Source organism: Armatimonadota bacterium, from assembly GCA_031081585.1.
Lineage (GTDB): Bacteria > Sysuimicrobiota > Sysuimicrobiia > Sysuimicrobiales > Humicultoraceae > Geohabitans > Geohabitans tengchongensis.
This window is the reverse complement of the sequence record JAVHLY010000008.1, coordinates 48,937-69,020: the sequence shown is the minus strand read 5'-3', so window position 1 is coordinate 69,020 and position 20,084 is coordinate 48,937. Positions and strand designations below refer to the sequence as shown.

General features: G+C 74.0%; 15 protein-coding genes and 1 tRNA gene. 14 read left to right on the top strand and 2 right to left on the bottom strand.

All coding sequences use genetic code 11. The features are described 5' to 3' along the window. Both RB146_04755 and rny read left to right on the top strand, forming a co-directional pair. Positions 1-2,256 (top strand): AAA family ATPase (locus tag RB146_04755; protein MDQ7828290.1); only part of this gene is annotated, 2,256 nt, incomplete at its 5' end. A 372-nt stretch (positions 2,257-2,628) separates the two neighbouring features. Next, complete coding sequence (gene rny, locus RB146_04750) at positions 2,629-4,158, top strand: ribonuclease Y (protein ID MDQ7828289.1); 1,530 nt, start codon at positions 2,629-2,631, stop codon at positions 4,156-4,158. A gap of 195 nt (positions 4,159-4,353) precedes the next feature. On the opposite strand, the gene RB146_04745 is transcribed toward rny, so the two are convergent. Further along, entirely contained in the window at positions 4,354-5,535 is a 1,182-nt protein-coding gene (locus tag RB146_04745) for a hypothetical protein (GenBank protein ID MDQ7828288.1), read from the bottom strand. A gap of 207 nt (positions 5,536-5,742) precedes the next feature. Here RB146_04745 and RB146_04740 point away from each other — a divergent pair, with 207 nt between their 5' ends. Genes RB146_04740 through selB form a run of 4 tightly spaced genes read left to right on the top strand, consistent with a single transcriptional unit; the run spans position 5,743 to position 10,797 of the window. After that, entirely contained in the window at positions 5,743-6,531 is a 789-nt protein-coding gene (locus RB146_04740) for a TIGR00282 family metallophosphoesterase (protein ID MDQ7828287.1), read from the top strand. Next, complete coding sequence (locus RB146_04735; GenBank protein ID MDQ7828286.1) at positions 6,528-7,427, top strand: PHP domain-containing protein; 900 nt, start codon at positions 6,528-6,530, stop codon at positions 7,425-7,427. The genes RB146_04740 and RB146_04735 overlap by 4 nt, the downstream gene beginning before the upstream one ends. A gap of 4 nt (positions 7,428-7,431) precedes the next feature. Next, complete coding sequence (gene selA / locus RB146_04730; GenBank protein ID MDQ7828285.1) at positions 7,432-8,850, top strand: L-seryl-tRNA(Sec) selenium transferase; 1,419 nt, start codon at positions 7,432-7,434, stop codon at positions 8,848-8,850. 6 nt (positions 8,851-8,856) lie between these two features. Continuing rightward, entirely contained in the window at positions 8,857-10,797 is a 1,941-nt protein-coding gene (gene selB / locus RB146_04725) for a selenocysteine-specific translation elongation factor (GenBank protein ID MDQ7828284.1), read from the top strand. Between the two features lie 29 nt (positions 10,798-10,826). Here selB and RB146_04720 read toward each other — a convergent pair whose 3' ends face one another. Further along, positions 10,827-12,038, bottom strand: a complete 1,212-nt coding sequence (locus tag RB146_04720; GenBank protein MDQ7828283.1) for a hypothetical protein — start codon at positions 12,036-12,038, stop codon at positions 10,827-10,829. Positions 12,039-12,202: 164 nt separating this feature from the next. Here RB146_04720 and RB146_04715 point away from each other — a divergent pair. The 8 genes from RB146_04715 (at position 12,203) to RB146_04680 (ending at position 19,936) form a co-directional block, all read left to right on the top strand. Beyond that, a tRNA-Sec gene (locus RB146_04715) sits at positions 12,203-12,297 on the top strand. A 108-nt stretch (positions 12,298-12,405) separates the two neighbouring features. Beyond that, positions 12,406-13,347: a sugar ABC transporter permease gene (locus RB146_04710; protein ID MDQ7828282.1), complete on the top strand. Its 942-nt coding sequence runs from the start codon at positions 12,406-12,408 to the stop codon at positions 13,345-13,347. Then, positions 13,347-14,201: a carbohydrate ABC transporter permease gene (locus RB146_04705; GenBank protein MDQ7828281.1), complete on the top strand. Its 855-nt coding sequence runs from the start codon at positions 13,347-13,349 to the stop codon at positions 14,199-14,201. Before RB146_04710 ends, RB146_04705 begins: the two co-directional genes overlap by 1 nt. Before the next feature lie 60 nt (positions 14,202-14,261). Then, positions 14,262-15,821 carry a twin-arginine translocation signal domain-containing protein gene (locus RB146_04700; protein ID MDQ7828280.1) on the top strand — a complete coding sequence of 520 codons (1,560 nt, stop codon included), beginning with the start codon at positions 14,262-14,264 and terminating at the stop codon, positions 15,819-15,821. An 89-nt stretch (positions 15,822-15,910) separates the two neighbouring features. After that, positions 15,911-16,867: a cobalamin-binding protein gene (locus tag RB146_04695; GenBank protein MDQ7828279.1), complete on the top strand. Its 957-nt coding sequence runs from the start codon at positions 15,911-15,913 to the stop codon at positions 16,865-16,867. A gap of 12 nt (positions 16,868-16,879) precedes the next feature. Further along, positions 16,880-18,019: an LptF/LptG family permease gene (locus tag RB146_04690; protein MDQ7828278.1), complete on the top strand. Its 1,140-nt coding sequence runs from the start codon at positions 16,880-16,882 to the stop codon at positions 18,017-18,019. A 61-nt stretch (positions 18,020-18,080) separates the two neighbouring features. Continuing rightward, on the top strand, positions 18,081-18,659 hold the full coding sequence (gene lptC / locus RB146_04685; GenBank protein MDQ7828277.1) for an LPS export ABC transporter periplasmic protein LptC: 579 nt from the start codon (positions 18,081-18,083) through the stop codon (positions 18,657-18,659). Continuing rightward, the gene (locus RB146_04680; protein ID MDQ7828276.1) at positions 18,656-19,936 is read left to right on the top strand and encodes an LptA/OstA family protein; all 1,281 of its coding nucleotides are present in this window, start codon (positions 18,656-18,658) and stop codon (positions 19,934-19,936) included. The genes lptC and RB146_04680 overlap by 4 nt, the downstream gene beginning before the upstream one ends. The last annotated feature ends 148 nt before the right edge of the window (positions 19,937-20,084 follow it).

Sequence of the window (20,084 nt, the reverse complement as noted above, 5' to 3'; positions counted from 1 at the left end):
ACTGACCCTCGGATGCGGCTGCTGACCCTGCGCCTGCGCCACTTCGCCGGCCTCGCCGAGGCGGTAGTGCCCTTCGCGCCGGGCATCACGGTGGTCCAGGGCCCCAACGAGGCGGGGAAGTCCACCATCCGCCAGGCGCTCCTGGCGGCGTTCTTCGCCAGCCCGGCCACGACCGCCCGCCGGCGGGAGGAGTGGCGCCCCTGGGGCTCCGAGACGTTCGGCAGCCTCGCTGTCGAGTTCGAGCTCGACGGCCGCCGCTTCCAGCTCGTCAAGGACTTTGAGCGGCGCCGCATGCAGCTGCGGGAGATCGGCACCGGTCAGGAGTGGGAGGGGGCGAGAGTCCAGGCGCGTCTCCAGGAGGCGCTGGGCCTCTCCACCGAGCTCCTCTACCGGGCCACGGCCATGGTCGACCAGGCCGAGCTGGCCTCGCTCGGCAAGGGCGCGGGGGAGGTGAGCGAACGCCTCTCCCGCATCGTGCAGGCCGGCCCGGGCGACGCCGAGGCGGGCGCGGTGCTCCGCCGCCTGGAGCGGGAAGTGGGCGAGCTGGAGCGGGGGCTGGAGCGGTGGGCCAAGACCCCCGGCACCATCCGGGCGCTCGAGGACGAGGTGGCCCGCCTCGAGGCCGACCGCGCCGCCCTGCAGCGCCGCGTCGCCGCCGTGGCCGCGGCCCGTGAGGAGCTCGACCGGGTGCGCGCAGCGCGCGAGGCCGCCGAACGGGACCTGGCCGACCTGCAGGCCGCGCTGCGGGCCAACCAGGAGTACGTCGTCCTGGAGCAGGAGCTGGCGCCGCTGCGGGGCCAGGAGGCCCAGCTGGCCACGCGGATCGCCGGGGCGGAGGCGGGAGTGGAGCGCCTGCGCCGCATCGCCGCGGAACTCGAGGAGCTCCAGGCGGGTGGCGTCCCCGACGACGATCGCCTGGATGCGCTGGTCCGTGCGGCGGAGCGCGTGGAGGCGCTGCGCGAGCGCCTGGCCGCCCAACAGGACCGCCTCCGGGAGGCCGAGCGCCGGGCGGCGGACGTCCCCGCCGCTCCTCAGGCGCGGGCCGCGCTCTGGAGCGGCAGTGGTCTCGCGCTGCTCGGCCTGCTCCTGGCGCTCGCTGCCGCCGCCGGCCTGCTCCCTCCGATGTGGAGCTGGCCGGTGGCGGCCTTCCTGGCCGTAGCCGGGGTGGGGACGCTGGGATGGGCCCGGCGGCGCGAGGCGCTCGTGGGCGCCGTGCGGGCGCAGGCCCTCAGGGCGCTCGCGGCGGCGCGGGAAGAGGTCGAGGCCACTGCGGGCGACCTGACCGAAGCCGAGACCCGGCTGCAGCGGGCGCTGGCGGAGAGCGGGAGCGCCACGGTGGCCGAGGCGCGGGCGCGGCGGGCCCGGCTGGGCGAGCTCGTCAGGGAGCAGGCGGAGACGCGCGGCATTGTGGAGACCCACCTGGGTGGAGAAACGCTGGAGGCGCTGCGTCAGGCGCTCGTGCGCCTGCGCGCCGACGTGGAACAGCGGGAGCGGGTGCTGCGCACACCGGAGGTTCAGGCCCGGCGTCTGACCCCGCTCCAGGTACAGCGGCTGGCCTCCGACGCTGAGGCGCTCGCCGGGCGGGTGGAGGAGTTGCGGCTTCGCCAGCGCGAACTGGAACGCCTCCTGGCCGAGGGCGCCCCCGACGACGAAGAGCTGGCCGTGGTGGAGGAACGCCTGGCCGAGCGGCGGGAGCGGCTCCTGGCGGCCCGCCGCCGCGCCCGCGTCTGCCGGGCGGCGATTGACGGCCTGCGCGCCGCTCGCGCTCAGGCCATGATCCCGGCGCGGCAGGAGGTGGAGGCGCGGGCGGGAGCGTACCTGGGCGTCCTCACCCGCGGAGCCTACCGGGAGGTGCGGCTGGAGGAACCCCCGCTGCGGGTCCTGGTCCGGGTCGATCGAGCCGGGAGGTGGCTGGAGCCCGCGGAGCCGGCGTTGAGCCGTGGCACGGTCGACCAGGTCTACCTGGCCGTGCGCCTCGCCCTGGTGGAGGTCCTCTCCCAGGGCCGCCGCCCGCCCCTGCTGCTCGACGACCCCTTCGGCAGTTTCGACCCGACCCGGCTGGCTGCGGCCATGACGTTGCTGCGCCGGATCGCCGAGGTCCACCAGGTCGTGCTCTTCACCTGCCGACCGGAGTACGAGGCATACGGCGACACGGTGGTGCGGGTGGGAGCGGGACCGCCGGGGGACGAAGCCGGTGTCGATCACCCTGCCGAGGAAGGCCCGGGTCCACTCTGGACGCCGACCGGTCCTCACTGACCGGCGGCCGGTGCATTCCGGCTCCCCTGACCACTTCTTTCAATCAATGGGCGGCCCACGGGTTCAATGGGCGCCCCACGGGCGGCGGGAGCAGACCCGTCGGAGAGCACAAACTGCGTTCAAAAGGGCGAAAATACGGGCTTGAACCCCATACTGGCGTTTCTTGACACCCCTTTTACGTAGAGCCTACAATTTTCCAAACGACGTGGAGGCACGATCTCCGAGTCACGGCAGGTGATGCGCGCGGCGTTCACGGCAGGCTAGCCAACCGTCGCCCCGGCGGGCGACGTTTATATGTGTGCCGGCTGCAGGCCGCCAGGTCGTGGCGGTCGGCGCAGCCGGGCAAGGAGGTGACCACCCATCGACCCCCTTTTGGTCGCGCTCCTGGTCCTCGGGGTGGGTGTGATCGCGTTCCTCCTTGGCTACCTCCTGCGGAAGAACGTCGCTGAGGCGCGGATCCAGTCGGCTGAAGAGGCCGCCCGGAAGATTCTGGACGAGGCGGCCCGCGAGGCCGAGGCGAAGAAGCGGGAAGCCGTCGTCGAAGCCAAAGATGAGGCCTTCCGCCTCAAGCGGGAAGCGGAGCGGGAGATCCGCGAGCAGCGGGCCGAGCTCCAGCGCCTTGAGCGGCGTTTGGTACAGCGCGAAGAGACCCTCGAGCGCAAGGGAGAGAGCTTAGAGAAGCGCGAGAAGACCGTCGCCGAACGAGAACAGGAGCTCAACCGAGCACGTGAGGAGATCGAAGCGCTCCGGGCCCAGCAGCAGGCCGAGCTGGAGCGCATCGCCCGTCTGACCGCCGAGGAGGCTCGCGCCGAACTGCTGCGCTCCGTCGAGGAGACGGCCCGGGCCGATGCCGCGGCCATCATCCGCCGGATCGAGTCCGCCGCCCGCGAGGAGGCGGACCGGCGGGCCCGCGAGATCGTCGCCCTGGCCGTCCAGCGGGTGGCTGCCGAGCACACCGCCGAGGTCACCGTCTCGGTGGTCCCGCTGCCCAACGACGAGATGAAGGGGCGGATCATCGGCCGCGAGGGGCGGAACATCCGCACCCTGGAGAGCCTGACGGGAGTCGACCTCATCATCGACGACACCCCGGAGGCGGTGACCATCTCCTCCTTCGACCCGGTGCGGCGGGAGATCGCCCGCCTCACCCTGGAGAAGCTCATCCAGGACGGCCGCATCCACCCCGCCCGGATCGAGGAGATGGTGGAGAAGGCCCAGCGGGAGCTGGAGCAGCGGATCAAGGAGGAAGGGGAGCGCGCGGCCTTTGAGGCCGGCGTCCACGGCCTCCACCCCGAGGAGCTGAAGCTGCTCGGGCGCCTGAAGTTCCGCCACTCCTACGGGCAGAACCTCCTCCAGCACTCCGTGGAGGTGGCCATGCTGGCGGGGGTCCTGGCCAGCTACCTGGGCGCGGATGCGGCCCTGGCCCGGCGGGCCGGGTTGCTCCACGACATCGGCAAGGCGCTCACCCACGAGGTGGACGGGACGCACAGCACGATCGGCGTGGACATCGCGCGGCGCTATCACGAGCCGCCCGAGGTGATCAACGCGATCGAGTACCACCACGGTGAGGCTGAGCCGGCGTCCGTGGAGGCGATCCTGGTCGCGGCGGCCGACGCCATCTCCGCCAGCCGGCCGGGGGCCCGCAAGGAGACCGTGGAGATGTACATCGAGCGGCTGGAGGGCCTGGAACGCCTGGCCACCTCCTTCCCGGGAGTGGAGAAGGCCTACGCCATCCAGGCCGGCCGCGAGGTCCGCGTCCTGGTGAAGCCCCAGGAGGTCGACGACCTCGAAGCCGCCCAGCTGGCCCGCGAGCTGGCGAAGAAGATCGAGTCGGACCTGGAGTACCCGGGGCAGATCAAGGTCACGGTGCTCCGGGAGACCCGGATCGTCGAGTACGCCCGCTGAGTGGTGATCGCTAGCCGGCACGGTCGTGTGCCATCGCTCACCCCCTCACCGGCAGGATAGCGGACGCCGCTCGCCCCGGGACGAGTGTGACGCACAACTGGCCGCTTACGCCTCACGAGCGGCGCCGGACGATCCACGGGCGGAGCTGTGGCTCTCGCGGGCCGCGGGCCGTCCGGTCGGCTCGCCTGGAGGTCCTCAGCCTGCTCTGGACTGGCGCCCGTGCCAGGCGGTGATCCCCTCGAGTGCGGTCATGGCCCACCCGAACATTGCTCGGAGCGCTGTGGGATTGGCACGGACCTCGAGCCAGGATCGGGCTCGGGCGTAGAACGCCTCCAGCACTTCAGTGGTCTGAGTCGCCGGACCCACCAGGGCCACCAGTTCGGGGAGCCGGGCCGTCAGCACCGGGCCAGGGTCGCGCGTCAGGACGATCCCCACGTCGTACAGGGCTCCCTTCAGGTAGGCGCCGGCGAGGCGGACGAGGCGGGGCAGCGCCCGGTCGGGCTTGTCGACGAAGGAACATACCACGGAGGCCGCCCACTCCGGAAGTGCCCTCAGGTCCGCGTCCGCCCGCTGCACGTAGGGCGCGGCATCGACAGGCCCCGGTGCCGGCATGGAGCCCACCAGCACCTCATAGGTCCCGGGCCAGGGCGGCGCCCAATACTCGTGGGAGCGTTCGGCGTCCAGAAACGTGACCTGGAAGGCGCTGAGCCCGTAGGCCTCGGGGTCGAGGGCGCCGATGTGCGTCTGGAAGGCTACGGCCTGCGACCACGGTGGGGCCCGCTCAGGACCGATCCCCTGGATGAGCGCATGGACGTCGAGGTCGGAGAAGAAGGGGAGCACGTCCCCCTTGACCACCGATCCCTTGAGGAGCGCGGCCTGCAGGTGCTGCCCGAAGACCTGCCGCAGCGCCTCCGCAATGATCGCCGCAGCCTCACGGGGATCGCGCGGCCCCGGTGGGTTGCAGGATGGCTCGCGAGCCCACGCCGGGGTCTCCTCGCTGTCCAGCCCGTGCGTCTGCACCGCACCTCGCAGGTCCTCGTAGGCGCGCCGCAGCGCCTGCCGGAGGGCCTCCCAGGCCGTGGTGTCCACGCGCTGCACCCGCCAGCTCTGTGACCAGTCGCGCCGGCTGCGGTCGCCGCGGATCCACGCTGCAGTCGCCTCCAGCGCGAAGACCTCGTGGTGGACGTGCGCGGCCACCGACGTCCCACCGACGGGGCGGGAGGCCAGGGCCGCGTCCACCCCCTCGAGCGCGCCGAGGAGCCCCGCGCCGGGCGCGTTGGTCGTGAAGTAGCTCCACCGAGGGTCGGCCGGCCCGTCGAACGCCTCGCGCAAGACGGCCAGGAGCTGCTCGAGCACTTGAGCGGCAGGGATGGCCACTGCAACATCGCCTCCTCTCTGCGCCCGGGCGCTGCGGCTGTCCGCGACCGCGCGGCTGGCGGGCGGCTTTCCCCGAGAGTCCCGGCCGGGCTGCGGGCGGAGCCCCCGGTCGGCCCCACCTCTCCTCGCCCGGACCGCTCACACCCGTCGGCCCCACCTCTCCTCACCCGGGCCGCCATGGGGCATACTACCGCGGAGGAGCCCTCCATGCGCGTCCTGATGATCGGCGACATCTGCGGGCGGCCGGGCCGCCGCCTCCTGCGGGCCGAGTTGCCCCGCCTGCGCCGGGAGCACGATGCCGACCTCGTCGTGGCCAACGGGGAGAACGCCGCCGGCGGCGTAGGCATCACCGCCGAGACCGCCGAGGAGATCTTCGCCGCCGGCGTGGACGTCATCACCGGCGGCAATCACACCTGGCACGCCCGCGCCGCCTACGCCCTCCTGGACGCGCACCCGCGCCTCCTGCGCCCGGCCAACTACCCGCCCGGAGCACCGGGGCGGGGCGTCCTCACCCTGGAGGTGGGGGGCCGGCTGGCCGCGGTGATGAACCTGCAGGGGCGGGTCTTCATGGGCGAGCTCGACGACCCCTTCCGCGCCGCCCGCGCCCTGACGGAAGAGCTGCGCACGCAGACGCCTTTCATCGTCGTGGACTTCCACGCCGAGGTGACCTCGGAGAAGGTGGCGATGGGCTGGCACCTGGACGGGCAGGTCAGCGTCGTGGCCGGGACGCACACGCACGTCCAGACCGCCGACGAGCGCATCCTGCCGGGCGGGACGGCCTACATCACCGACCTGGGCATGACCGGGCCGCGCGACGGCATCATCGGCATGGCGCGCGAGCCCATCCTCGAACACTTCCTCACCGGGCTGCCCATGCGGTTCACAGTGGCCAAGGGCCCGGTGCAGCTCAACGGGATCGCCGTCACCCTGGACGCGGACGGCCGGGCACGAGAGATTCGCCGCATCCAGCTCGTCCGGGAGACGGTGGAGGGGTGACCGGAGGGCCCGCGGCGGAGGCGCAGGGCACGGTGCGCATCGACCTGCACGTCCACACCACGGCCAGCGACGGCCTCCTCCCGCCGGCGGACGTGGTGCGCCTGGCCCGGCGGTCCGGCGTGCAGGTGCTGGCCGTGGCCGACCACGACACCACGGAGGGGCTGGCCGCAGCCCAGGCCGCGGCGGCGGCCGAGGGCATCGAGCTCATCCCGGCGGTGGAGCTCAACACCGACGTCCCCGGTGCGGAGGTGCACGTGCTCGGCTACGGCATCGACCACCGCGTGCCGTGGTTCCAGGCCTTCCTCGTGCGCCTGCGCGACGGGCGCGTGGACCGGGCGCGGCGCATGGTGGAGAAGCTGGCCGCGCTCGGCCTGCCCATCGCCATGGAGCGGGTGCTGGCGCTGGCCGGGGAGGGGGCGGTGGGGCGGCCCCACGTGGCCCGGGCGCTCGTCGAGGCCGGGTACGTGCGCGAGACCGCGGAGGCCTTCGCCCGCTACATCGGTCGCCACGGCCCGGCCTACGTGGAGCGCCTGAAGCTCACCCCGCAGCAGGCGGTGCAGGTGATCCGCGCGGCTGGGGGAGTGCCGGTGCTGGCCCATCCCGGGTGGCTCGCCGACGACGCCGCTGTCGAGGCCCTGCTGGGAGAGGGGCTGGAGGGCCTGGAGGTCTACTACCCCGACCACACGCCTGCCATGGTCGAGACCTACCTGGCGCTGGCGCGGCGGTACGAGATGCTGGTGACGGGCGGCACCGACTTCCACGGCGGCGACCTGGCCACCCGCGTGCCGCTGGGCAGCCAGTATGTGCCGCCCGAGGTGGTGACGCGCCTGCGCGAGCGCCTGGAGGGGCGGCGACCGCAACCCCACCCGCCGCCGATCCGGCTGGAAGCGGAGTAGCCCGGTGAGCGCACCGGCCGACCCCCGCCTGCGCCACCTGCCGTCGGTGGACCAGCTCGTGCAGGACCTGGAGGCGCGAGGCCACGTGGACGGGGTCCCGCGGCCGGCGGCGGTGGCCTGTGTGCGCCGCGTGGTGGAGGAGGCGCGCCGACGCCTGCTCGAGGGGACGGCCCCGGCGGACTGGTCGCCCGACGCCCTGCTCGAGGAGAGCGCCGCGGCGGTGGCCCGCCTGCGCGCGCCCACGCTGGTGCGGGCGGTGAACGCCACCGGCGTCCTCATCCACACGAACCTTGGGCGGGCGCCGCTGAGCGCCGCGGCGCAGGAGGCAGTGCGGGAGACCCTGGCCGGCTACACCATGCTGGAGCTCGACCCGTCGACCGGTGAGCGGGGCTCCCGGCAGGCGCACGTCGAGCCCCTGCTGCAGGTGGTCACCGGGGCGGAAGCCGGCCTGGTGGTGAACAACAACGCCGCGGCGGTCCTGCTGGCGCTGGCGGCGCTGGGGGCCGGGCGGGAGGCGGTGGTCTCGCGCGGCGAGCTCGTGGAGATCGGCGACGCCTTCCGCATGCCCGAGATCATGGCCCAGGCGGGCGTGCGGCTGGTGGAGGTGGGCACGACCAACCGCACCTACCTCCGCGACTACGAGCGGGCGGTGGGCCCCGCCACGGGCCTGCTCCTCAAGGTGCACCGCAGCAACTTCGCCCTGCGCGGCTTCGTCCACGAGACCTCCGTGGCGGAGCTGGTGGCGTTCGGCCGGGCCCGCGGGCTGCCCGTGGTGGTCGACCTGGGCAGCGGGGCGCTCGTGGACCTGCGCACGCGCGGGCTCCCGCCCGAACCGATGGTGCAGGAGACGGTGGCCGCCGGCGCCGACCTCGTCACCTTCAGCGGGGACAAGCTGCTGGGCGGGCCGCAGGCAGGCATCCTGGTGGGCCGCCGCCAGGCCGTGGACGTCTGCCGCCGCCATCCCCTGGCGCGGGCGGTGCGCATCGATCGCCTCGACCTGGCCGCGCTGGCGGCCACCCTGCGTCACTACCTCGACCCGGAGCGGGCCTGGGAGGAGGTCCCGGTCCTGCGCATGCTGGGCGCGGACCTGAAGGAGGTCATGGACCGGGCGCTGTGGCTGGCCCGCCACCTGCGCGAGCGCCTCGACCGGGCCGCCCAGGTCACGGTGGTCGCCTCCACGTGCCAGACGGGGGGCGGGGCGCTGCCGGACGTGGCGATCCCGTCGGCGGCCGTCCTGGTCCAGCCGCGCGACGGCCGGGCCGCGGCGTGGGCGGCGCGCCTGCGGGCGCACCGTCCGCCCGTCATCGTGCGGGTCCAGGACGACGCCCTCCGCCTCGACGCCCGCACGCTCCTCCCCGAGGACCTGGAGGCGGTGCTGGCCGCCTTCGCCACGCTGGCCCCCGGTCCGGGACGGGAGACCTGACCCAGCATGGACCCTCCCGGCTTCGTCATCGGCACGGCCGGCCACATCGACCACGGCAAGAGCACGCTGGTCAAGGCCCTCACGGGGATCGATCCGGACCGCCTGGAGGAGGAGCGGCGCCGGGGCATGACCATCGACCTCGGCTTCGCCCACCTCGACCTGCCCAGCGGCCGGCGCGTGGGCATCGTGGACGTGCCGGGGCACGAGCGCCTCGTCCGGAACATGCTGGCGGGCGCGGGCGGGCTGGACGCCGTGCTACTGGTGGTCGCCACCGACGAAGGGGTGATGCCGCAGACCCGGGAGCACCTGGACATCCTACGCTTCCTGCGGGTGCCCCGGGGCGTCGTCGTGCTGACGAAGGTCGACCTGGTCCCCGATGCGGAGTGGCTGGCCGCGGTGGAGGCGGAGGTGGCGGAGCTCGTCCGGGGGACCTTCCTCGAGACCGCGCCGCGGCTGCGGGTCTCCGCCCGCACGGGGGAGGGCCTGGACCGCCTGGTGGACGCGCTCGACCGCCTCCTGGACGCGGTCCCCCGGCGTCCCGTGGACGGGCCGGTGCGGCTGCCCGTGGACCGGGTCTTCACGATGCCCGGCTTCGGTACGGTGGTCACCGGCACCCTGTGGAGCGGGCGGGTGCGCGCCGGTGACCTCCTCGAGGTGCTGCCGGGTGGGGAGCGCGTGCGCGTCCGGCAGGTGCAGCGCCACGGGGCGCCGGTGGAGGTCGCGCTGGCCGGTTCCCGCACCGCCCTCAACCTCAGCGGGATTGAGCGGGAGCGGCTCGAGCGCGGCGTGGTCCTGGCGACCCCCGGCACCTTCACCCCCGCGTCCTTGCTGGACGCGCGGCTGCGGCTGCTGCCCGGCGTCCCGCCCTTGGGACACCTGGCGCGGATCCGCGTCTACCTGGGCACGGCGGAAGTCCTCGCCCGGGTCGCGTTGCTCGACCGCGACCAGCTCCGGCCCGGGGAGGAGGCGCCGGTGCAGCTGCGCCTGGAAGGGCCGCTCGTGGCCGCGCGGGGGGACGCCTTCGTCGTCCGGCGCTACTCGCCGCCGCTGACGCTCGGGGGCGGCGAGGTGGTGACGGTGAACCCGCCGAAACGCCGCCGTGGGCCGGCCGCTGCGAGGGAGGTGGCGGCGCTGGCCCAGGCGGACCTGGGGGAGGTGGTGCGCGGGGCCGTGGCCGCGTCCGGCCTGGCCGGCGCGACCGTCGAGGACCTCCTGCCGCGGCTGGGCGAGTCCCGCGGGCGCGTCGCGGAGGAGGTGGCGCGTCTCGTCGGCCTGGGGAGCCTCCTGCAGGTCCGGGAGCGGTACTTCGACGCCGCGCTCGTGGCGGCGGCGGAGGACCGGCTGCGAGCCCTGGTGGCGGCGACGCACACGGCCACGCCCTGGCGCCTGGGAGTGCCGCGGGAGGAAGCCCGCGCCCGCGCGTTTGCGGGGGCCGACGACCGGCTCTTCGGGGCCGTGCTGGAGCGGCTGGTGGCTGCGGGTCGCCTGGCGCTGACGCGGGGCTTCGTCCACGAGCCGCAGCACGTGCCGCGGTACACGCCCGAAGAGGCAGCGGTGCGTCAGGCGGTGCTGGAGCGCCTCCGCGCCGGCCGCTACGCCCCGCCGACCCTCGAGGAGGTCCGGAGCGCGCTGGGAGCACCCGCCGACCTGGTCGACCGCATGGCGCAGTCGCTGGTCGAGGCCGGCGAGCTGGTGGAGGTGGCGCCCGGGGTGATGGTCCCGTCAGACGTTCTGGCCGACGTGCGGCGGGAGGTAGTGGAGCACATCGCTGCCGCGGGGTCGATCACGGTCGCCGAGCTGCGCGACCGGCTGGGGACGAGCCGGAAGTACGCGCTGGCACTCCTGGAGTACCTGGACGCCACGCGGGTGACCCGCCGCACCGGAGACCGCCGGGTGCTCGCCGGGCACCAGGCGAGGACGGCCGGGGCGGTGGAGAGGCGCGGGTAGGGCTTCCCGTCTCCTGCGGGGCTTCGACCTTACTGCGGGGCTTCCACCGCCATCCCCGTCACCCGCCAGGTCACTGACCACTGCGTCCCCGGCCCCATGCACGCGCCGGGCGGCCCCTCCAGGGCGATGGGCACCTCCACGCTGGCTCCGGGGTCGAGCGCGGGGATGGAGATCGTCCCCCGCCGAGCGTCGGTGAAGGTGGTGCGCTGCGGTGTGGGCAGCGGCGCCGGCGGCGGCGGAGGCGGTGGCTGGGACCAGATGACGCAGGTCCCCTGGAGTTCGAGGGCGATGGTGAGCCCGGTGACCCGCAGGGCGCTGCGGTTGGTGACCACGGCCACCGTGCCGCCCGGCCGCCCCTCCGGGTTGGGAGGGATGGTCACCTCGAGCTGGCGCTCCACCACCGCGGCGAACTGCCGGACGTCACGGATCTCGGTCACCGCCTCGGCCAGCGCCCGGGCGGGGCGGTTCATGCTGCGCACCACCACCCGCACCTTCTGGACCACCTGGTCGAGGGTCAACCGTTCCTCGAACGCGCCCGTGCGGCCCAGCCCGATGGGGTTGGGGACGACCGGGACCGAGCCGGTGGCCACGGGGCGGTCTCCCGGACCGAGCAGGGTGATCTCCACGAAGAGGGCCTGCGGGGCGCCCGCGTTGCGGACGCGCCCTGAGACCACGAACGTGTTGCCCTCGGTGCGGCCGGTGAGCTCGACCACGGTGACCTCCGCCTCCGCCCCGGCGGCCCCCGGCGCGGGCGTGGCAGGCGGTGCCGCCGCCGACGGGGGAGCGGCGGTGCGGGAGAAGACCTCGATCTGTCGGACCCGTCCGGCGACGACCAGGAACTCCACGCCCTCGAAGGGGAAGATGAGACGCTCCCCCTCGACGGCCCGGGCCCGCACCCACCCCACGGTGCGCGGGTAGGCGGCAACGGCCCGCTGCTCAGGATCGCCGATGGCCACTCCGCGGGCGGTCGCGCACCCCGCCTGGCGCGTGGCCACGCGCTGGACGACCCCGCGGACGGCGGTGAGGCGGTAGATGGCCCCGGCGAACTGGTAGACGGTCTCCGTTCCCCTGATCACCTGGGCCACGGGGCGGCCGGCATCGGCGAGGGCCCGGGCAATGGGGCTCCCGATCCGCACCCCGCCCACCCCGACACCCTCCTGGACGACACACGGGGCCGCTCCCGTCCCCGCCGGGGCGGGGACGAGGAGGAGAGCCAGCACCACGCCGAGCACGCCACGCATCGACATCCTCCAGGGGAAGCGCGGGAGGGCTGTCCGCGCAGAGTGGGAGCGCGGAAAGGGCGGCCCCGGCTTCCCAGCCTGATTCCCACCCCTCCCGGGGAGTTCCTGCCCCCCGGGGGCCCTGGCACAGACCTCCACCGCCCCCTTGTAGTATGGTCGTTTTCGGAGGGCAGCGTCCGCCGGTGCGGGCCCCGGTCTTCAAAACCGGTGGGAGGCTCGTGGAGTCTCCGGTGGGTTCGACTCCCACGGCCCTCCGCCACCCGGCGCAGAGCACCGGCGGCTGGAGCAGGAGGGGGACGGGAGGTCCGCGTATGCCCTGGGGCATGGAGGCGGCGGCGGCCGCACGATCGGCCACCGCCGGAACGCCGTGAGGTCGGCCACCACCGTTGCCCGGCCGTTCGCGGACGTGCTGGCCCAGGGGCGGCGCTGGGTGCGGCGCGAGGCCGTCCTGGGCCCGCTGCTGGTCCTGCCCGCCTTCCTCTACGTCGGCCTGCTGGTCGGCTTCCCCTTCCTCTTCGCCATCTACCTCAGCCTGACCGACGCCACGACCGGGAACCCCTACGGCACGTTCATCGGGCTGCGCAACTACGCCGAGATCGTGCAGGACCGCGTCTTCCGCCAGGCGCTGCGCAACACCTTCCTCTTCACCCTCACCGCCCAGGCCGCGGTGATCGTCCTGGCCAACATCCTGGCCCGCGCGCTGCACGCCACGCGGCGCGGCCGCGGGGTCGTCCTCTTCCTCGTCCTCCTCCCCTGGGTGGCGCCGGTCTCCCTGGCGACGATCGGCTGGCTGTGGATCCTCCACGCCCGCTTCAGCATCGTCGACTGGCTGCTCTGGCAGGTGGGGCTGCTGCCGCGGCACACCAACATGTTCTGGCTGGGGCGGCCCGACCTGGCCATGGGCTCGGTCATCGTCGTCCACGTCTGGCGGATGCTGCCGTTCGCCACCGTGGTGCTGCTGGCCGGGCTCACCTCCCTCCCGCGCGACCTGCTGGACCAGGCCCTGGTGGACGGCGCGGGGTTCTGGCGGCGGCTCGTCCACGTCCAGCTGCCGCTCCTGCTGCCCATCCTCAGCGTGGCCCTGCTCTTCGGGACGATCTTCACCTTCACCGACATGGCCGTGGTCTACGTCCTCACCCGCGGGGGGCCGTTCGACACCACGCAGGTGCTCTCCAGCCTGGCCTTCTTCAAGGGCATCGTCGGCGGCAACCTGAGCGTGGGGGCGAGCATCTCCCTCTTCCTCTTCCCGGTGCTCTTCGCCACGGCCGTGCTGATGCTGCGCCTGGCCCGCCGGGCGGAGGTGGCGTGATGCGCCTGGGCCGGCGCTGGCGGGCGCTGCTGCGGGACGGGGGCCGGTGGGCGGTGCTGACCGCCTTCGCCGTCTTCGCCGCCTTCCCGTTCGCCTGGATGGGCATCACCGCTTTCAAGCGCAACTCCGACCTCTACAACCCGGCCAACAACCCCTTCTGGTTCAACGAGCCGCCGACCCTCGAGCACCTGCGCTACGTTTTCCACAACACCATGTACGCCCACTGGATCACCAACACGGCGATGGTGGGCGTCGCCGTGGTCGCCCTCACGCTGCTGCTGGCGTTGCCGGCCGGGTACAGCCTGGCTCGCTTCCTCGGGGCATGGGGGACCCGGCTCGGCATCAGCATCTTCCTCGTCTACCTGGTGCCGCCGACGCTGCTCTTCATCCCGCTGGCCCGGGTGGTCAGCGAGCTGGGGCTGCAGAACACCATCTGGGCCCTCGTCGTCGTCTACCCGACGATCACCGTCCCCTTCGCCACCTGGCTGCTCATGGGGTTCTTCAAGTCCATCCCCCGGGAGCTGGAGGAGCAGGCCCTGGTGGACGGCTACAGCCGGGCGGGAGCCTTCCTGCGCATCACCCTGCCGCTGGCCGTCCCCGGCATCGTGGCGGTGACGATCTTCAGCTTCACCATCTCGGCCCAGGAGTTCGTCTACGCCCTCACCTTCGTCACCAGTACCGCCCGCAAGACCGTCAGCGTGGGCGTGCCGGCGGACATGGTGCGGGGCGACATCTTCGACTGGGGGCCGCTGATGGCGTCCGCCTTCCTGGCGAGCGTCCCGGTGGCGGCCCTCTACTACTTCGTCCTGGACAAGTTCGTGTCGGGGTTCACCACGGCCGGGGCGATCCGGTGAGCCCGGCCTGAGGCCACGGAGCACGGAAGAGGATGCCGAGGAGGAGAGGAGGGGAAGACGATGGCAGACGGGCGCGAGGAGCGCATCTGGGTGCAGGTGGCCGACGGACGCTGGCGCCGGCTCACCCGTCGGGAGTTCCTCAAGCGCGCGGCGGGCGCCGCGGCGGTGGCCGGGCTGGGGCCGTACGTCCTCACGGAGCGGGCGGCGGCCCAGCCGGTGACGCTGCGCATCCTGCAGTGGCGCCACTTCGTCCCGCCCTACGACGAGTGGTTCGACCGCGTCTTCGCCCCCCGCTGGGGCGAGAAGAACAACGTGCGCGTGGTCGTGGAGCACATCGGCCTGGCGGAGATCCCCGCCGTGGCCGCTGGCGAGGCGTCGCGGGTGGCCGCCGGCGCCGACCCCGGCCACGACCTCATCCAGCACCTCACCCCGCCGGCGGCCCTGGAGAACCAGGTGGACACGGCCCTGCACCAGGAGGTCATCGAAGAGCTGAAGCGCCGGGCCGGGACCTACATCCCGCTGGCGGAGAAGAGCACCTACAACCCGGTGACCCGCAAGTACTTCGGCGTCTCCGACAACTTCGTCCCCGACCCGATCCACTACCGGGCCGACCTGTGGCGGCAGGTCTCCGCCCGCCTCACCGGGGAGCAGCGGGTGCCGCTGCGCGGGCCCATCACCTGGGAGGACATCCGCAAGGCCGGCCGGGAGCTGAAGCGCCTGGGCCACCCGGTGGGGCTGGGGCTCTCCCAGGAGATCGACACCGGCATGTGGCTGCGGGCGTTGATGTACTCCTGGGGTACCTCGGAGCAGGATGAGGGCGGCAACGTCGTCCTGGACGTCCCGCCCTTCCGCCAGCGCACGCTGGACGCGCTGCGCTTCGTGAAGGCGCTCTACGAGGAGACGATGTTCCCCGGGGTCTTCGCCTGGACCGCCGCCTCCAACAACGAGGAGTTCCTGGCCGGGCGGATCTCCATCGCCGCCAATGCCATCTCCATCGCCCGCTCGGCCCAGGCGCTGGCCGCCGCCGCCATTCGCCGGGGCGAGAACCCCAACCAGTCGCCGGCGGTGCAGTTCGCCCGCAACACCTGGATCACCGAGCGGGCCCCGCGGGGCCCGGAAGGGGCGCGCGGGCTGGAGCACGTCATGGGGGTCTACACCCTCTGGCGCAACCGTCCGCGCCCGGTGCGGGACGCCGCCCGGAAGTTCCTCATCGACCTGGTCCTGAGCTACGACCCGGACGTGGCGGCGCGCGAGGGGTGGCCGCCCGGGAAGTTCCACGCCAGCCAGGCCTACGACTACCCGACCTTCCTGAACGCCATCCCCAAGGCGAAGCGCCTGGCCTACCTGCGCGACGACCCCGTGAGCAAGGCGGCGGGGGACCGCAAGGACAAGCTGGTCACCATCGAGACCGCCTACGAGTGGGCGCACAACGTCGGGTGGCCGGGGCCGTCGAGTGCCGCCATCGACGAGGTCTTCAACACCTGGATCATCAACACGATGTTCGCCCGCGTGGCCCAGGGCGTGGACACGCCGGAGCAGGCGCTCGCGGCCGCGGCGGCGCAGATCCGCCGCGTCTTCGCCAAGTGGCGCGACCAGGGGCTGGTGGGCGGACGGCGGTAGACGTCAGACCGATTCCCCCGGACCGTGGCGGTGGCCGGCCGCTCCAGAAGCGGCCGGCCGCCGCCGTCCCGGTGGTATCCTGAGGGACGATGCCGGAGCTGCGGATCGTCTCCCTCCTGCCCAGCGCCACGGAGATCGTCTGCGCGCTGGGGCTGGCCGACGCCCTGGTGGGGATCTCCCACGACTGTGACTACCCGCCGGAGGTCCTGGACCGTCCCGTCCTGAGCCAGGCGGTCGTCGGGCCCGAGCTGCCCAGCGGGGCGATCGAGGAGGCGATCCGCGGTCAGGTCCACCGGGGCCTCAGCGTCTACCACCTCGACGCAGACGCGCTGGCCGCCCTGCGCCCCACCCTCATCCTCACCCAGGAGCTGTGCCGCGTGTGCGCCCCCTCCTACACGCTCGTGCGCGAGGCGGCGCGCATCCTGGAGGGGGAGGTCCGCCTGGTCTCGCTGGAGCCGCGCACGCTGGCCGAAATCATCGAGACCATCCGCCTGGTCGGTGAGCTCACCGACCGACGGGGGCAGGCCGAGGCCCTCGTGGGGCAGCTGCGCGCCCGCCTCGACGCCGTGCGGGCGCAGGTGGCCGGTCGCCCCCGACCACGGGTGGCCTGCCTGGAGTGGCTTGACCCGCTCTATGCGGCAGGGCACTGGGTACCCGAGATGGTGGAGGCCGCAGGGGGGGAGGACGTGCTGGGCCGTCCCGGCGAGCACGCCCGCGTGGTCGCCTGGGATGCCGTGCGCGCGGCCGCTCCCGAGGCGCTGGTGCTGATGCCCTGCGGCTTCGACGTGTCCCGCACGCGCAGAGAGGCCGCCCTGGTGGCCCGTCGGGCGGGCTGGGGAGAGGTGCCGGCGGTGCCGGCAGGACGGGTCTACGCGGTGAACGGGTCGGCCTTCTTCAACCGGCCCGGTCCGCGCATCGTGCGCGGGGTGGAGATCCTGGCCGGGCTCCTCCACCCGGAGGCCGCACCGGCCCCCGAGCCGGGGGAGGGGGAGCGCCTGGACCTCGCCGCCCTTGGGGCCGCCGCCAGACAGGGGAGCGGGGTATAGCCAGAACGGGGTGTGCTGACGACGCGGTCCACCGTGCCCATCGCCGACCGGTACATCGTCCGGGAGATCCTGCCGCCCTTCCTCCTGGGCGTGGGCGGGTTCGTCGTGCTCCTCTTCGGCGACATCCTCTACACGCTGGCCGAGTTCATTGCCTCGGGGCGCATCACCCTCCAGGCGCTGGGGCGCCTGCTGGCCTACAAGCTGCCGGCCATCATGGTGATCACCTTCCCCGTCTCCACCCTCTTCGGGGTGCTGCTGGGGCTGGGGCGGCTGGCGCGCGACCGCGAGCTGCAGGCGATGCGCCTGGCCGGGATGAGCCTGGGCCGGCTCTTCGCCCCGGTGCTGGCCTTCGCGCTGGCCATGGCCGCGGTGACCTTCCTCACCAACGAGTACTTCGCCCCCTGGGCCAACCACCAGGCCAACACCCCGGTGCGGCGCGCCGCCTTCGGGGAGGCCTTCCCCCAGGTGCGGGAGCAGGTCTTCTTCCGCGCGCCCGGCAACCGCTTCTTCTACGTCGAGCGGGTGGACGACGCGGAGCGGCGGTTGCAGAACGTCATGGTCTACGAGGTGACCCCGCCGCTGCCGCGCCTGATCACGGCGCGCCAGGCCCGCTGGGACGACCGCACCTGGCACCTGCGGGACGGCGTCGTGCGCGAGTTCGACCCGGAGGGGTTCACCCGCTACGAGGCGCGCTTCGACGAGATGCGCATCCTGGTGAACCTCCCCGGCGGGATCTTCTTCGCCGGGCAGAAGACCCCCGACGAGATGACCGCCGCCGAGCTGCGCCAGTACCTGGCCGCCTTCGGCCGGGAGGCGCCGCCCCGCTTCGCCATCGAGTTGCACCGGAAGTTCGCCATCCCCGCCGCCAGCGTGGTCTTCGCCCTGGTGGCGGCGCCGCTCAGCCTGCTGGGCGCGCAGGGCGGGCGCTTCATCGGGGTGGGGATGAGCGTGGTGCTGCTCTTCCTGTACTACGCCGTGATGTCGAGCGCGCGGGCGATGGGGGCAGCCGGGGCCCTCTCGCCGCTGCTGGCGGCCTGGCTGCCGAACCTGCTCTTCGCCGCAGGGGGCCTCGTGATCTGGGCGCGGCAGGACCGGTGGCTGCGGCGGGTGCCGCCCGTCCCCAAGGTGAGCACCGTTGGCGCGCCCTCCTGACGCGCCGCCACCTCCGCCCGTGCGCCTGCGTGCGGGCTCCAGGCTCCGGACCGCCCTCGCCGTGGCCGGCCTGGTGGCCGCCGCGCTGGCCGCGGGCGCCTACCTGGGCTGGTCGGTCGCCTGGTCCCGCCGCGCCCCGGCACCGGTGGCCGTCGTGCCGACGCCCGCCGCCACGCCCGCCCCGCCGGGCGTGGCTATCAGGGGTGCGGCGCTGGTCCTGCGCCACCAGGGGAAGCGGCAGGTGGAGGTGCGGGCGGACCGGGTGGAGGTCAGCGCGGACGCGCGGCTTGCACGCTTCCGGGGGATCCGCCAGGCCACCCTGTACCGCGACGGGGCCCCGGCCCTGCACCTGCGCGCGAGGGAGATCGTACTCGACCGGGCCACGGACGACTTCACGGTGCTGGGCGACCTCGAGATCACCACCCCTCAGGGGGACCGCATGCGGGCGCCGGAGGCGCGCTGGAGCGCGGCCCGCCGGACTCTCACCTTCCCCCGGGGGGTGGACGTGACCATCGGGGGACACCGCGTGCGAGCGGGCCGCCTGGTGGTCGACCTCTCCCTGGAGACGCTGCACCTCGAGGGCGGCGTGGACGTCACCTTCGCCCTCTCGGGTCCGCTGCCCCTGGGGCTCCCGCGGTGAGAGGGGCACCGCTGCGCGCCCTCGGGCTCGTCGTCGCCGCCACGCTGGCCGTCGCCGTTCCAGCCGCGGCCCGACGGTCCCTCGCCGGCCCGGTGGCCGCTGCGTCGGCTGCGCCGGGGCCGACCGCCACCCCACGGCCCACCCCCAATCCGTCCGCGACCGCGACGCCGCCGGTCCAGGTGGGCCGGCTCCGTGCCGACCGGGTCCGCTACGACGCCCGGGCACGCGTCTTCACGGCCGAAGGACGGGTGCGCCTCACCCTGGGCGCGGTGGAGATCCGAGCGGAGCGCGTGCGCCTCGATCAGCGGGTCCAGGTGGCGACCGCGCACGGTGGCGTGGTCGTGCAGCAGGCACGGACCACGCTCACGGCGGAGACCGTGCGCTACGAGGTCCGCACGCGCCTGGCCCAGGCCGAGGGCCGCGTCGTGGTGGCGCAGGGTGAGGGGACGCTGCGCGCCGGACGGGTGCGCTTCGCCCTGGACACGCAGGTCACGCAGGCCTCCGGGGGGGTGACGGTCACCCGGGGCGACCTGGAGGTGCAGGCCCCCTCGCTCACCCACGACGGCCGCACCGACGAGGTGACGGCTGCAGGCGGGGTGCGGCTGCGTCAGGGCGGGAGTACCCTGACCGGAGAACGCCTCGCCGCCAACCTGCGGGCGCGGCGCGCCGAGGTGGTCGGCCGCGCTCGGCTGGTGCGTCCCGGCGCACCGGCCCCGGGCGGCGATGCCACCGTGGACGCCCTCGCGCGCGAGGAGACCACCATCACCGCCGAGCGGATGCGCTTCCGCTGGGACACGCCGGAGGCCGAGGCGCTCGGGGAGGTGGAGGTGCGGCAGCGGGATCGCACCGCCCGCGCGGCCCGCGGGCGCTACAGCGAGGCGGACGGCCGCCTCGTGCTGGAGGGGGACGTGGTGGTGGAGGGCCTCACCGGTGACCTGTTCCTGCCGGAAGGCGAGCGCCCGGCCGACCCGGAGACGCGCCGCACCCTGGCCGCCCCGGCGCGGCTGGCCTGCGATCGCCTCACCCTGCTCCTCGGGCCGCGGGACATGGAGGCCGAGGGACGGGTGCGCGTGACCCAGGGCGCCCGGCAGGCCACCGGCGACCGCGCCCGCTACACCCACCGCGACCGGCGGGTGGTGGTGACCGGGAACGTGCACCTGCAGGACGAGGACGGCAACCGGCTGCGCGCCGACCGTGTCGTCATCGCCCTGCAGGAGGAGACGTTCGAGGCCCTCGGCAACGTGCAGACGGAGTTCAAGGTCCGGCGCGGTCGCTAGTCTCCGCTCATGCGCCGCCTCTGCGTCCCTGCGGCCGCGCTGCTGGCGCTCCTCACGCTCGTCCTCCCGTCCTCCGCGCCTCCGGCAGCGGGCGCCACCGCACCGCCGCCCGCGCCCCGGTCTCCCGGACCTGTGGCCCAGCCATACC

Excerpts from the sequence above, each read along its gene's own strand:
- RB146_04740 (MDQ7828287.1), top strand. The coding sequence starts at position 5,743 with ATGCGCGTCCTGATGATCGGCGACATCTGCGGGCGGCCGGGCCGCCGC.
- selB (MDQ7828284.1), top strand. The coding sequence starts at position 8,857 with ATGGACCCTCCCGGCTTCGTCATCGGCACGGCCGGCCACATCGACCAC.
- RB146_04720 (MDQ7828283.1), bottom strand. The coding sequence starts at position 12,038 with ATGCGTGGCGTGCTCGGCGTGGTGCTGGCTCTCCTCCTCGTCCCCGCC.
- RB146_04700 (MDQ7828280.1), top strand. The coding sequence starts at position 14,262 with ATGGCAGACGGGCGCGAGGAGCGCATCTGGGTGCAGGTGGCCGACGGA.
- RB146_04705 (MDQ7828281.1), top strand. The coding sequence starts at position 13,347 with ATGCGCCTGGGCCGGCGCTGGCGGGCGCTGCTGCGGGACGGGGGCCGG.
- RB146_04695 (MDQ7828279.1), top strand. The coding sequence starts at position 15,911 with ATGCCGGAGCTGCGGATCGTCTCCCTCCTGCCCAGCGCCACGGAGATC.